Consider the following 15,305-nt stretch of genomic DNA (forward strand, 5'->3'; position numbering starts at 1 on the left):
ATTTGGAAACAGGGTATAGGTAGTGCTATTTATTTTGTGGTTCTGGAAAATATTTAAATGTAAGCATGATAGCAATTTGCAAGCTTTGTGGTGTGAGGAACGTGAGGAACGTTAATAACAACCGAAATGGTTTACGAAATAGTTCGATGAAAAAGTAAAGTGTTAGATGAATGACTAGTTTCAACAGCACTATACTTATATTTATATGAGAAGTAATATAGCTAGACTTAATTTATTGTTGGAATCTTAGGAATAATTTTAAGGCATTGTGATATTTAATATTTTCAATCGAATCGTCACAAGTGTTAAAGAAGATTTCTGACGATTATGTAAAAGATAGTCATTTGATGAAATCTGGATTGAAGAATGAATCAGATAGTAAAAATGCATTTACACGTTTTTTTGAATACATCTATATGAATTATAGTCCGAAATATATGGCTGAACTTTTATATAAACTCACTTTAGAAGGTGTATTCTCAGTAGCAAAAATCGAATTTTAAAAAATGGTTAAATCGTTATGGAGAATGAAGTAAGGGGATAAAATGAAACACACTATATATAGGTTTGAATGAAAAAAGCCACAAGCACAGATTTAAAATATGCTTGTGGCATTATATTATGTTTGCGGTAAATTACGGTGTCTAATTTTATAAATTATATAACCGATAATGAATCCAATTACACTAAGAACAACCCAGCCCATGCCAATATCTGATAATGGCAAATATTTTTGTCCGAAGTTAATCAAAGCTTGAGCAAAAGATGTGCTTGAAATGAATTCTGGACTAGCTTTTAGTCCATCAATTAATGCGGCGATTGCTGTAAAAATAATCGTCCATTGGTAAATAATCTTTGAATGATGGAATTTGCTACTAAATAATGTTAAGAAGATTAAGGCGATTGCCAATGGATATAAGAACATTAATACAGGAACTGAGTACATAATAATTTTAGTTAATCCAACGTTTGCAAACAAGAATGAGATAAAGCTTACAACTGTTGCAATCGCTAAATAATTCAGTTTCGGGAATAAATGCTCAAATGTTTCTGAAAATGCTGTAATTAAACCGATGGCTGTTTTTAAGCACGCGACCATAACGATTAAAGACAACAAGACAATGCCATAGTTACCTAAGTAATATTGTGTAATTTGCGCTAAAGCGATACCGCCATTTTCACTTAGTTTAAAGTGACCAATACTTAATGTACCCATAATTGCTAATAGAGTATAAATGATACCCATCATAATGACACTGATAGTACCAGATTTTATTGTTTCTTTAGCGATATCGGTTGGATTTTCGATGCCTAATTTTTTAATTGTAGCGACAATAATAATCCCAAATGCTAACGATGCTAATGCATCTAATGTGTTATATCCATCTAAAAAGCCATTAAATAAAGCATTAGATTGGTATTGCTTACTAATAGGTGCATCCGAAATGCCACCTAATGGATGGATAAATGCAAATAATAAAATGATTGCTAATAATACTAAGAATACTGGATTTAAAAATTTACCTATATACTCTAAAATTCTTGAAGGTTTTCTCGCAAAAAACCATGCAATCACAAAGAAGATAAAGCTAAAAATAAATAAATATAAAGTAATCTGCTTTGGTGATAAAAATGGCGAAAATGCTATTTCAAAAGATGTTGTAGCTAATCTAGGCAGGGCAAAAAACGGACCGATAACTAGATATAATGCAATCGTGAAAATGTAAGCATATGTTTTATTAACACGTGAGGCAATTTCAAACAAACCAGCTGTTTTTGAAATACCAATTGCAATGATACCTAGAAATGGTAATCCGATTGCTGTAATTAAGAATCCTAAGTTAGCGATAAAAACGTTAGAACCAGCAGCTTGTCCCAAGTGAATCGGGAATATAAGGTTGCCAGCACCAAAGAATAAACCGAATAACATAGAACCTATAAACATGTTTTCTTTAAATGTTAGTTTCTTTTTCATATATGTATTTGTTCTCCTTTATAGAACTTATAAAAATCTACTTAATTAAGATAATATCAAAAACTAAACATAAAATGATACATAATTTTGCAATAAATACTAAATTTTTTGAAAATTCCGGAATAATTGCAGTTTTCGAAGCAGTATGAGTGATGTGCAGGGGATAAATTGACGAAAATAGGGTGTATTTACATCTCTGAGGTTAGACACCCCGATGTTTAAATATTTTATAATCTATACTATTTTAAATAAAAACCCCCTTCATTATCATTGAAATTGAAGGGGAGGTTAAGAATACGCTTATTTTAATGTGTGCAGTAATTCGTTTGTAGTTATCGTTTGTCCCATTAATGGGAAAACATTGTCGATAGGGAATTGATGTAAAGTTTCGTTTTGTGCGCTCATCATATCTGTTACAAAGAACTGATTGTAGTTTAATTGATAAGCATCTCGTGCAGTCGTATCTACACCGACATGTGTTGCTACACCGCCAAGAACAATAGTATCAATGCCTCGGCGTCGTAACTGTAAGTCTAAATCTGTACCTACAAATGCACTGAATTGTCGTTTGTCTATAACAAAATCACCATCTCTCTTATTCAACAAGTGATGAAATTTGCTGTAGTCATCGCCTTCTTTAGGTGGTAATGATATCATCGAATTTGGTTTCAATGCATCTTTACCATCATAGAATTTAACACGAACGAATACGATAAAACCATTGTTTTTTCTGAAAACATCTATTAATTTATTAGCGTTTTGAACGACATTGTCAGCAGTATATGGGGCATAATCCATTTTAAGAATACTTTCTTGCAGGTCGATTAACACTAAAGCGGTTTTATTAAAATTAATCATCTTATATCATAGTCCTTTGTATATTTAAGTATTTGAAACTATAGATATATTTATAAACCGAAATCGCTGACATTATTTATTTTGTTGAGAAAAAGCTTTAGCGATATCGATCAGTTTCTTTGGTGCATCTTCAACAGACATTTTGACTTCTACAAAATGCATTTCATCTGAATTGTTGTTAATTGCGTTAAATGTATCTTGTAAATCTTTTGCTGATGCAACATCATGAACTGTTACATTTTTACCACCAAATACAGCAGGCAGGGCTTTATAATCCCACATATGAATGTCGTTATAAGGTTCATACATTCCATGAATGAGTCGTTCAACTGTATAGCCATCATTATTAATCACGAATAATACCGGTTTAATATGCTGTCTAATCATAGTTGAAATGGCTTGAACAGTTAGTTGCAATGATCCATCACCAATTAATAATAAGTTACGACGATCTTTGTCTGCTAATTGTGAACCTAATGTTGCAGGTAATGTATAGCCGATAGAACCCCATAACGGTTGCCCTATAAAAGTATTGTTTTTGTATAGTGCTAAATCGTAAGCACCAAAGAATGATGTACCTTGATCAGCAATAATGACATCATTTGGTTTTAAGAAATTTTGCATCATTTTAAAATAAGTTTGTTGTGTTAATGGTTCTGTATCAACGGTATAGTCTGGTGATGTTGGACGTTGATAAACAGGGAATGATGCACTATTCGTATATGAAATATTGGATAACTGTTTTAACAATGATGGTAGAGATACCGTATCATTTGTAACATCTTCAATTTTGATATTACGATGATTTAACATAACGACATCATTGATGTTGAATTGATATGAAAATCCTGCTGTAGCTGAATCTGTTAATTTGGCTCCAATATTTAAAATTAAATCGCTGTTATCCACATAATCTCGTATTTTTTCTTCGGCAATTTTCCCATCGTAAATACCCATATAATATGGATTTTCCTCATTAAAAGCACCTTTTCCTAATGAAAGTTGTGCCACAGGTATATGTGTTTGATTTACAAAATCTTCTAATTCTTGATGGAGATGAAAACTGTTAATTTCATGTCCAGCAATGATGATAGGTTGCTTCGCTTGCTGCAATTTAGAAGTTAATAACTTTATATATGTTGATGCATCAGTGTGTTGTGCTGGTGTTACTTCAAATGATGACGGTATTTCAATTTCAGAGATTGCAACATCGATTGGTAAATGTAAATGAACTGGGCGTCTTTCGGCGATTGCTGTATTAATTAAACGTGGTATTTCGGTTGTTGCATTTTCAGGTGTGATGTAACCTTGAGCAACAGTAATATGAGCAAACATTTTACGATAGTCATCAAATGTGCCTTCACCAAGTGAATGATGTACATATTTGCCAGCTTGTTCTACAGCTCGGGTTGGTGCACCTGTAATAGCAATGACAGGTATACGTTCGGCATAAGAACCTGCGATGCCATTGACAGCGCTAAGTTCACCAACGCCAAATGTAGTAACTAATGCAGCGAGTCCATTAAGACGGGCATAACCGTCCGCTGCGTAACTTGCGTTTAATTCGTTTGTATTTCCAACCCAATCTACATTAGGATTGTTGATAATATCGTCTAGAAAAGCGAGATTAAAATCACCAGGAACACCAAAAATTTTATCGACGCCTGCTCGATGAATAGCGTCAATTAAGTAAGCTCCAATGCGTTGTTTCATAAAAAAAACCACCTTTTCTTTGTATTTACACTTAAAATGATAGCCTTGAATGGGTGATAAGGTCAAGGAAGTTGACTTTATTGTGAAAACGCTAACAATTGTGAGCGATTAATGTTTTTTAAGGGGATTATATTGAGCAATTCAAAGAGGGGGATACTAATATTAAAAAGTATAGAGAAGTGAATGTGTTGGATGAGATGACGACAAAATTTAAAGTTATTAAAGCGAAAATAAACAGGAGCGTATCCATAAAAAGGTATACACTCCTGTCGTTACATTAATTATTTAGCTTCAAACAATTGATCTCCAAATGCAATGTTGCTGTGTTCACCTTGTTTGAAATCAAGATTTGTAATATTGCCTTGAGTAACAATGATTGGTGTAATGTCGCTCTTCGCATTATTGCGAATATAGTCTAAATCAAAGCTGATTAATAAATCACCTTGTTTAACTTCTTGACCTTCTTCAACATGTAAAGTAAAGCCTTCACCGTTTAGTTTAACAGTGTCTAAACCAATATGGATTAATAGCTCTAAACCACTATCTGATACAAGACCAATTGCATGCTTTGTTGGGAAAATCATTTGTACTTTACCATTGAATGGTGCACGAACTTCACCTTGTGAAGGTTTAATAGCGATGCCGTCACCCATCATTTTTTCACTGAACACTTGATCAGGAACTTCTGATAATGGTGTCACTTCACCAGTTAATGGCGCATGAACGATATGGCTCAATTCGCTTGTTGCAGATTTATCTTCTGCAACAACGACGGTTTCGTCTTTATCGTCTTCCATAGTAGTAGGGTTTTCAACTACTTGACCATTCATTATCTGTTGCATTTCATGTTTGATTTGGTCAGATTTTGGACCGAATATTGCTTGCATATTATTGCCGACTTCTAGTACACCTGATGCACCTAAATCTTTCAGACCAGGAACATCAACTTTAGATTTATCGTTGACTTCAACACGTAGACGTGTGATACAAGCGTCTAAATGTTTAATGTTTGCTTTTCCACCCATAGCTTCTAATACTGCATATGGTAACTCAGTTGCTGAAGCTGTTGTCGCTTGCGATTGTTTATCTTCACGACCTGGTGTTTTGTATTTTAATTTTACAATTAGGAATCGGAATACGAAGTAGTAAATGACTGCGTATACTAGACCCACAGGAATGACTAACCACCATTGTGTCTTATTAGGTAGCACACCGAGTAAGAAGTAATCGATGAAACCACCTGAGAATGTATAACCTAGGTGAACATTCAATAAGTACAATGTTAAGAATGATAAACCATCAAGTACTGCATGAATAAAGAATAATAGTGGTGCTACGAATAAGAATGAGAATTCTAAAGGTTCTGTAATACCAGTTAAGAATGATGTTAAAGCAGCAGAACCCATTAAACCAGCTACTACTTTTTTATTTTCAGGTTTAGCTGTGTGATAAATTGCTAAAGCTGCTGCAGGTAAACCGAACATCATAACAGGGAATTCACCTTGCATGAATTTACCAGCTGTTAAATGTGCACCTTCACGAATTTGTTCGATAAAGATACGTTGGTCACCGTGAATAATTTCACCAGCTGCATTTTTCCATGAACCAAACTCGAACCAGAAAGGTGCGTGGAAAATATGATGCAGACCAAATGGAATTAATAAACGCTTAATGAAACCAAATAAGAATACGGCAACGCCTGTATTTGAGTCTAACAATCCTGTACTGAATGCATTTAAGCCTGATTGAATCGTTGGCCAAATTAATGCCATTGGGAATGCTAATATAAATGATGTTGTAGCCATCATAATAGGTACGAAACGCTTACCAGCGAAGAAACCTAAATAAGATGGTAAGTTAATGTTATAGAACTTGTTATAACACCAAGCTGCCAGAGCCCCGATAATAATACCGCCAAACACACCTGTTTGTAATGTTGGGATACCTAAAATGCTAGCGTAACCACTCGCTGGATCACCAACGTTTTTAGGTGTTACTTGTAAAAAGTCACCCATTGTTTTGTTCATGATTATGTAACCGACGAATGCTGCAATAGCTGCTACACCATCACCACCAGCTAATCCGATTGCGACACCTAATGCGAAAATCATAGGCAAGTTTTCAAAAATGATACCGCCGGCAGCTGTCATTAATTTAGCGACAGTTTGAACGCCACCATTTTGTACAAAAGGCAAGTAGTGTTGTAATGCTTCGCCTTGCATAGCTGTACCAATAGCTAATAACAGACCCGCTGCTGGTAAAATCGCAACAGGTAACATTAATGCTTTACCGATACGTTGCAATTGACCGAAAAGTTTCTTCCTCACTTGTCCAACCTCCAAAGTTGTATTTGATATTTAAGATTCAATAAAAAAAGACACAAGTAAATAGACTGTGTTGGTAACCATCACAGCTTAATTTAACTCATGCCTAATCTTACTTAGTAACACGTTGGTGTATGTAATTAATGTAAAAGAAGCAATTGACTATGTCGTATATAAAACTGATACGTTAGTTTATCTAGCTTACCATCACATCTTATTGAATCTTATTTGTTTGCGACTCCTATTTTAGCATGGTGAAGTATGCGTTTTCAATACTATTATTAAATTCAATTTCAATTATCTTAATTGTTCACAGATTAATATGAAAAAATGATATAAGATGACCGTGAATAAAATGTATAAAAGTTGTTGCAACAATTCAGTAATAACAACCGATTTCGAGCGTTAAATGATAGGGAATTTATGCCGTTTCAAAAAACTAACTTGTGACAGAAATATGTAATATTATTACAATGAACGGGCTTTAACTGATTAATATTGTAATGTGTTTTCTCTTATAGTAAAATGTAAGCGATTACACAACTCAACTATATTTTCTTAATAATTTTTTGTTAAGGAGGGCTATTTTGGCAGGCTTTTCAGTGTATTTAGGACAACCGTTAGATGAAGCGTATATTAAACGCATGATCAAACAAGGTTACCAAATGATTTTTACATCTATACAAATACCAGAAGAAGATGACGACACAAAATATCATTATTTCACACAACTACTCAACTTATTACAACATGAACAAGTGACTTACCTCATAGATGCTAATCCATCTATTTTAACACCATCTTTTTATGAGCATCTTCGACAATATGATGCACAATTTATGATTCGTATCGATCATAGTACATCAATTGAGGCAATCGAAGCGATAATGGCACAGGGTTTAAAGTGCTGTTTGAATGCAAGTATTATTTCCCGGGAATTGTTAACAAGCTTACATCAAAAATTGAATGATGTTACATTACTTTCATTTTGCCATAATTATTATCCAAGACCAGATACGGGACTATCTGTTGACTTGGTCAATAAGAAAAATGATCTCATTTATCAATTTAATCAAGAAGCTAAGATTTATGGATTCATCGCAGGGACAGGTTTACGAGGTCCTTTGCATAAAGGCTTGCCGACAATTGAAGCAACGAGACACAGTCATCCTGTCGTTGCAGCTAAGTTATTACAAGAAGCTGGTGTGTCTGACGTGTTAGTTGGCGACCCATTGATTGAAGTGAGACAGGCAAAACAACTGATAGACTTTTGCAAGCATAGGCATTTCACGTTATGTATTGAAGAAGTGTTTGATACGACAGTAAATTACCTTTTTGATATGCGTCATAAACTACGTCCAGATAATCCGGAAAAAGTCATTCGATCGGAAACATCAAGACAATTATGTCCACATTCGATTCAACCACATCATACTATACAGCGACACATTGGTTCAGTGACCGTGGATAATTTGAAAAATGGACGCTATCAAGGTGAGCTCCAAATTGTGAGACACCCTCTTAGCGCGCATGACAATGTTAACGTTGTTGCACAAATTATCAAAGAAGACTTGCCGTTGTTAAGTTGTATCGAGCCGAATGATACATTTGATTTTCAAAAACTAGGGAGTGTAAGAAGTGATGGAAAATAGTACGACCGAAGCGCGTAATGAAGCGACGATGCATCTTGATGAAATGACTGTGGAAGAGGCTTTAATTACGATGAATAAAGAAGATCAGCAAGTCCCGTTAGCAGTTCAAAAGGCAATACCACAATTGACAAAAGTAATTAAAAAAACAATTGCACAGTATAAAAAGGGTGGACGATTGATCTATATCGGTGCAGGTACAAGTGGAAGATTGGGTGTCTTAGATGCAGCGGAGTGTGTACCTACATTCAATACTGACCCCCATGAAATTATAGGAATTATTGCTGGTGGACAACATGCTATGACGATGGCAGTAGAAGGTGCAGAAGATCATAAAAAACTTGCAGAAAATGATTTGGAAAAGATAAATTTAACAGAAAAAGATATCGTAATTGGTATTGCTGCGAGTGGCAAAACACCATATGTTATTGGTGGTTTAACATTTGCTAACACAATCGGTGCAACAACGGTTTCAATTTCATGTAATGAACATGCAATTATAAGTGGAATTGCACAGTATCCAGTTGAAGTAAAAGTTGGTCCTGAAGTATTAACTGGATCTACACGATTAAAGTCAGGCACAGCACAAAAATTAATTTTAAATATGATTTCAACTATTACCATGGTAGGTGTCGGGAAAGTATACGATAACCTCATGATTGATGTGAAAGCAACAAACCAAAAACTTATCGACCGTTCAGTGCGTATTATTCAAGATATATGTGCTATTACATATGATGAAGCAATGCATTTATATCAAGTTTCGGAGCATGATGTAAAAGTTGCGACAGTCATGGGTATGTGTGGCATTTCTAAGGAAGAGGCAACAAGACGGTTATTAAACAATGACAATATTGTTAAACGAGCAATCAGAGATAAACAACCTTAGGAGGGATTTAAATGACCAAAGAGCAACAGCTTGCAGAACGAATTATCGCTGCAGTAGGTGGCATGGATAATATAGATAGCGTTATGAATTGTATGACGCGTGTTCGTATTAAAGTATTAGATGAAAATAAAGTAGACGAAGAAGGATTAAAACAAATTGATGGTGTCATGGGAGTTATACATGATGAACGTATTCAAGTTGTAGTTGGTCCGGGTACAGTGAATAAAGTGGCCAACCATATGGCAGAATTGAGTGGTGTAAAACTAGGAGATCAAATATCACATCATAACAAAGATACTCAAAAAATGGACTATAAATCATATGCGGCAGATAAAGCAAAAGAGAATAAAGACGCACACAAAGCAAAACAAAAGAATAGGAAGTTGAACAAAGTATTAAAATCAATTGCCAATATATTTATACCATTGATTCCAGCATTTATTGGAGCAGGATTAATCGGTGGAATTGCTGCTGTACTTAGCAACTTAATGGTCGCTGGCTATATTTCAGGTGCTTGGATTACACAACTTATAACCGTCTTTAATGTAATTAAAGATGGTATGCTAGCATATTTGGCTATTTTTACTGGCATTAATGCTGCTAAAGAATTTGGTGCGACACCAGGATTGGGTGGTGTCATTGGTGGTACAACTTTATTAACTGGTATCGCGGGTAAAAACATTTTAATGAATGTTTTTACTGGGGAACCATTACAACCTGGACAAGGCGGCATTATTGGCGTTATCTTTGCAGTTTGGATTTTAAGTATTGTTGAAAAAAGACTACATAAAATTGTGCCAAATGCTATTGATATTATTGTTACACCGACAATTGCATTATTGATAGTAGGACTATTAACTATCTTTATCTTTATGCCGTTAGCAGGATTTGTTTCAGATAGTTTAGTTTCAGTTGTTAACGGTATTATTAATATTGGTGGTGTATTCAGTGGATTTATAATTGGTGCCAGCTTCCTACCGTTAGTTATGCTGGGACTTCATCATATTTTTACACCAATTCATATAGAAATGATAAATCAATCAGGTGCTACTTACTTATTACCAATTGCGGCAATGGCTGGAGCAGGACAAGTAGGCGCAGCATTGGCACTTTGGGTAAGATGTAAACGCAACACGACATTACGCAATACACTGAAAGGTGCATTGCCAGTTGGTTTCCTAGGTATTGGAGAACCTTTGATTTACGGTGTGACATTACCATTAGGACGACCTTTCTTGACTGCTTGTATAGGTGGTGGCATAGGTGGTGCTGTGATTGGTGGTATTGGACATATCGGTGCAAAAGCAATTGGACCAAGCGGTGTGTCATTATTGCCATTAATTTCAGATAATATGTATTTAGGGTATATTGCAGGATTACTTTCTGCGTATGCGGGTGGATTCATTTGTACTTATTTATTTGGAACGACAAAGGCAATGCGACAGACAGATTTGTTGGGTGATTAATGATGACAAATATTTTGTATAGGATTGACAAACAATTGAGTGATTTTACAAAGACCGAAAAGAAAATCGCCAATTATATTTTAAAGAATCCACATAAAATCATTGATATGACAGTAAACGATTTGGCAGATGTTGCAAAAGTAAGTACGGCATCTATCGTTCGATTTAGTCGGAAGATGACACATCAAGGTTTCCAAGAGTTAAAGATTGCGATATCTAGATATTTACCTGAAGATATTGCGACTAATCCGCATTTGGAATTGATTGAAAATGAATCTGTAGAAACTTTAAAGAATAAAATGATTGCAAGAACGACGAATACAATGAGATTTGTAGCTACAAATATAATGGATGCACAAATTGATGCTATATGCGATGTATTAAAAAATGCCAGAACAATATTTTTATTCGGATTTGGTGCATCAAGTTTAACAATCGGCGATCTTTTTCAAAAGTTATCTCGTATAGGGTTAAACGTGAGGTTATTACATGAAACGCATTTACTTGTGTCTACGTTTGCGACGCATGATAAAAGAGATTGTATGATTTTTGTGACGAATCAAGGTAGTCATAGTGAATTGCAGTCAATTGCACAGGTGGCCACACATTACAGTATTCCCATCATAACTATATCTAGTACAGCTAATAATCCAGTGGCTCAAATTGCAGACTATGCATTGATTTATGGCAGAACTGATGAAAATGAAATGCGTATGGCGGCTACAACGTCACTATTTGCACAGTTATTCACGGTAGATATATTGTACTATCGTTTCGTAGCTTTAAATTATCATGCGATACTTGATTGTATAACCCAATCAAAATTGGCACTTGATAATTACAGGAAACACCTTGCGACAATAGATTTTAAACATTAAGTAAATGAGGAATGTCGGCATTTCATTGTATTGAGAAATGCAGTGTAGGCAAAGTATCTTACGAACATTTTTTGATAGAAACTATTTTAATATATAGAAAGAGTAGTTTATGGAAATTTATAATGTCGACATCAAAGCACGACTTAGAAGACATACCCGAATGAATTAAAGCAAAGTTCAAATAAGATGCTCCTTATAAAGTAGACACTTAAAAAGTGGGATTTTTATAGGGAGCTTTGCTTTTTCATGATTAAAAATCCAAGAATAATTTTAATGATAAGTGAACTAATATGAAGATTATTAAGATAATCATAATCCAATTTCTAATATGAATGATGCGTATAAATCGTTTACCTTGTTTGTATTCGAGACTTTTATAGAGTGGGTAATAGCATGTAAACAGAATGGCTGCGAACATGCCGAATATTGAAGTGAAGTTACCTACAGTGACTGCCATGAAATGATTTGAAGTTAAATAATAACTTAGACTGATAATTAAAAATAAAATGATTTCATAGATAAATAAGACCACACATGCCAACCTCTATTACTTTTTAGTCGAAGTAATGAGAAATTACTTGATGTAGTGCTTTCAAATATTAATATACATCTTATATAAAATATAAGCATTAAATTAAAGGTCAATAAAATTAGAATATATTTACGTTTAAAGATAAAAAATAAACATTTTTCATTAAAGTTTATGATATATTTAGAGCAATAGAAAGTGTACGGAAGGGGATATGGATGGCACATCAAAGTGAATATGCATTAGAAAATGAAATGATGAACCAACTTGAGCAACTAGGCTATGAAAGGGTAACGATACGAAATGATAAGCAATTACTTGATAATTTCAGAGCCATTTTAAATGAACGTCATGCGGATAAATTAGATGGAAAACCGCTCACCGATAAAGAATTCCAACGTCTTTTAACGATGATTGATGGGAAAAGTATTTTCGAGAGTGCACGTATTTTACGTGACAAATTACCACTTCGACGTGATGACGAGTCTGAGGTTTATTTGTCGTTTTTAGATACTAAAAGTTGGTGTAAAAATAAGTTTCAAGTGACAAATCAAATAGCAGTTGAAGATGCGTATAAAGCACGTTATGACGTTACAATTTTAATCAACGGATTACCCCTTGTTCAAGTAGAATTGAAACGTCGTGGCATTGATATTAATGAGGCGTTTAACCAAGTAAAACGTTACCGCAAACAAAATTACACAGGTTTATTCCGTTACATACAAATGTTTATTATTAGCAATGGCATTGAGACAAGATATTTTTCTAATAATGACAGTGAATTATTAAAAAGTCATATGTTTTATTGGAGTGATAAACAAAATAAGCGTATAAATATATTGCAATCATTTACTGAGACATTTATGAGACCTTGTCAATTAGCCAAGATGATATCACGCTATATGATTATTAATGAAACAGATAGAATTCTAATGGCAATGCGTCCATATCAAGTGTATGCAGCTGAAGCACTGGTACAACAAGCAACTGAAACAGGTAATAATGGATACATTTGGCATACTACAGGAAGCGGTAAGACGTTGACATCATTTAAAGCGAGTCAGATTTTGTCACAACAAGAAAGTATTACGAAAGTTATTTTCTTGGTTGACCGTAAAGACTTAGATAGTCAAACAGAAGAAGAATTTAATAAATTTGCAAAGGGCGCTGTCGATAAGACATTTAATACTTCGCAGCTCGTACGTCAATTAAATGATAAAAGTTTACCGCTTATTGTTACGACAATTCAAAAGATGGCAAAAGCGATTCAAGGGAATGCCCATTTATTAGAGCAGTATAAGACGAATAAAGTCGTATTTATTATTGATGAGTGTCATCGCAGTCAATTTGGTGATATGCATCGTTTAGTTAAACAGCATTTCAAAAACGCCCAATATTTTGGATTCACTGGGACACCACGTTTCCCAGAAAATAGTAGTCAAGATGGTCGTACAACTGCAGATATTTTTGGTAGATGTCTGCATACGTATTTAATTAGAGATGCCATTCACGATGGTAACGTACTTGGTTTCTCAGTTGACTATATTAATACTTTTAAAAATAAAGCTTTAAAAGCAGAAGATAACAGCATGGTGGAAGCAATTAATACAGAAGAGGTATGGTTAGCTGATAAACGTGTGGAGTTAGTAGCACGACATATCATTAATAATCATGATAAATATACACGTAATCGTCAATATTCAAGTATATTTACAGTACAAAATATTCACGCACTTATTAAATATTATGAGACATTTAAGCGACTTAATAAAAAGCTAGAACAACCATTAACGGTAGCGGGTATATTTACGTTTAAACCTAATGAAGATGATCGTGACGGTGAAGTACCATATCATTCACGTGAAAAATTAGAAGAAATGATTAGTGATTATAATAAAAAGTTTGAGACGAATTTTTCAACAGACACTCATAATGAGTATTTTAATCATATTTCAAAAAACGTTAAAAAAGGCGTTAAAAATAGTAAGATTGACATCTTAATCGTTGTTAATATGTTCTTAACTGGTTTCGATAGTAAAGTACTGAACACTTTATATGTTGATAGGAATTTAATGTATCATGATTTAATTCAAGCATATTCACGTACCAATAGGGTTGAAAAAGAATCAAAGCCATTCGGTAAAATTGTAAACTATCGTGACTTGAAAAAAGAGACGGACGATGCACTTAGAGTGTTTTCACAAACAAATGATGTCGATACTATTTTAATGCGTAGTTATGAAGAATATAAAAAAGAATTTATAGATGCATATCATGAGCTTAAAATGATTGTGCCGACACCACACATGGTTGATGATATTCAAGATGAAGAAGAACTAAAACGCTTTGTAGAAGCTTATCGCTTATTAGCTAAAATTTTATTACGTTTAAAAGCATTTGATGAGTTTGAGTTTACAGTTGATGAAATTGGTATGGATGAACAGGAAAACGAAGATTATAAAAGTAAATATCTTACTGTGTACGATCAAGTGAAAAAAGCCACGGCTGAGAAAAATAAAGTATCCATATTAAATGATATTGATTTCGAAATAGAAATGATGCGTAACGATACGATTAATGTGAATTACATTATGAATATATTGAGGCAAATCGATTTAGAAGATAAAGCAGAACAACGACGTAATCAAGAACAAATTAGACGTATTTTAGACCATGCAGATGATCCGACTTTACGATTGAAGCGGGATTTGATTAAAGAATTTATCGACAATGTTGTGCCTTCGTTAAATAAGGATGACGATATTGACGAAGCATATGTTAATTTCGAAAGTATTAAAAAAGAAGCGGAATTCAAAGGCTTTGCAGGAGAGAAATCTATCGATGAACAAGCTCTAAAAACAATTTCAAATGACTATCAATATAGTGGTGTCGTGAACCCACATCATCTTAAAATAATGATTGGTGATTTGCCATTGAAAGAAAAACGCAAAGCAAGAAAAGCCATTGAATCTTTTGTTGCAGAAACAACTGAAAAATATGATGTTTAATGATTGAGCCCCCTCG

The 15,305-nt window shown here is 34.1% G+C and carries 10 protein-coding genes and 1 pseudogene; 6 read left to right on the top strand and 5 right to left on the bottom strand.

Annotated features, from left to right (window positions below; all coding sequences use genetic code 11):
- Positions 1-302: 302 nt before the first annotated feature.
- Positions 303-503 (top strand): hypothetical protein, encoded by a 201-nt coding sequence (locus CD116_RS01040; RefSeq protein WP_224757348.1) that lies wholly within the window; start codon positions 303-305, stop codon positions 501-503.
- Between the two features lie 116 nt (positions 504-619).
- Here the strand turns inward: CD116_RS01040 and brnQ1 are convergent, their stop codons facing one another.
- The 4 genes from brnQ1 to ptsG form a co-directional block, all read right to left on the bottom strand.
- Positions 620-1,975: a branched-chain amino acid transport system II carrier protein BrnQ1 gene (brnQ1, locus tag CD116_RS01045; protein WP_047424229.1), complete on the bottom strand. Its 1,356-nt coding sequence runs from the start codon at positions 1,973-1,975 to the stop codon at positions 620-622.
- Positions 1,976-2,275: 300 nt separating this feature from the next.
- Positions 2,276-2,833 carry an isochorismatase family protein gene (locus tag CD116_RS01050; protein WP_047548910.1) on the bottom strand — a complete coding sequence of 186 codons (558 nt, stop codon included), beginning with the start codon at positions 2,831-2,833 and terminating at the stop codon, positions 2,276-2,278.
- A 72-nt stretch (positions 2,834-2,905) separates the two neighbouring features.
- Complete coding sequence (locus tag CD116_RS01055; RefSeq protein WP_047548907.1) at positions 2,906-4,546, bottom strand: alpha-keto acid decarboxylase family protein; 1,641 nt, start codon at positions 4,544-4,546, stop codon at positions 2,906-2,908.
- Positions 4,547-4,827: 281 nt separating this feature from the next.
- Positions 4,828-6,873 carry a glucose-specific PTS transporter subunit IIBC gene (gene ptsG / locus CD116_RS01060; protein ID WP_047548904.1) on the bottom strand — a complete coding sequence of 682 codons (2,046 nt, stop codon included), beginning with the start codon at positions 6,871-6,873 and terminating at the stop codon, positions 4,828-4,830.
- 584 nt (positions 6,874-7,457) lie between these two features.
- On the opposite strand from ptsG, the pseudogene mupG reads away from it, so the two are divergent.
- The 4 genes and pseudogenes from mupG to rpiRb all read left to right on the top strand — a co-directional run bounded on the left by mupG (position 7,458) and on the right by rpiRb (position 11,752).
- Positions 7,458-8,512, top strand: a pseudogene (gene mupG, locus CD116_RS01065) (6-phospho-N-acetylmuramidase).
- Positions 8,512-9,408 (top strand): N-acetylmuramic acid 6-phosphate etherase, encoded by an 897-nt coding sequence (gene murQ, locus CD116_RS01070; protein ID WP_047424221.1) that lies wholly within the window; start codon positions 8,512-8,514, stop codon positions 9,406-9,408. The pseudogene mupG and the gene murQ overlap by 1 nt, the downstream one beginning before the upstream one ends.
- An 11-nt stretch (positions 9,409-9,419) precedes the next feature.
- Complete coding sequence (locus tag CD116_RS01075; RefSeq protein WP_047548901.1) at positions 9,420-10,874, top strand: PTS transporter subunit EIIC; 1,455 nt, start codon at positions 9,420-9,422, stop codon at positions 10,872-10,874.
- A 2-nt stretch (positions 10,875-10,876) separates the two neighbouring features.
- Positions 10,877-11,752, top strand: coding sequence for a pentose phosphate pathway transcriptional regulator RpiRB (rpiRb, locus tag CD116_RS01080; RefSeq protein WP_047448734.1), 876 nt, complete (start codon positions 10,877-10,879; stop codon positions 11,750-11,752).
- A 250-nt stretch (positions 11,753-12,002) separates the two neighbouring features.
- Here rpiRb and CD116_RS13795 read toward each other — a convergent pair whose 3' ends face one another.
- The gene (locus CD116_RS13795) at positions 12,003-12,284 is read right to left on the bottom strand and encodes a hypothetical protein (protein ID WP_047548897.1); all 282 of its coding nucleotides are present in this window, start codon (positions 12,282-12,284) and stop codon (positions 12,003-12,005) included.
- Positions 12,285-12,499: 215 nt separating this feature from the next.
- Between CD116_RS13795 and CD116_RS01090 the strand changes: the two genes are divergently transcribed.
- Entirely contained in the window at positions 12,500-15,289 is a 2,790-nt protein-coding gene (locus CD116_RS01090) for a type I restriction endonuclease subunit R (protein WP_047548894.1), read from the top strand.
- Positions 15,290-15,305: the final 16 nt, after the last annotated feature.

Origin of the sequence: Staphylococcus schweitzeri, from assembly GCF_002902405.1 — a bacterium.
Taxonomy (GTDB): Bacteria; Bacillota; Bacilli; order Staphylococcales; family Staphylococcaceae; genus Staphylococcus; species Staphylococcus schweitzeri.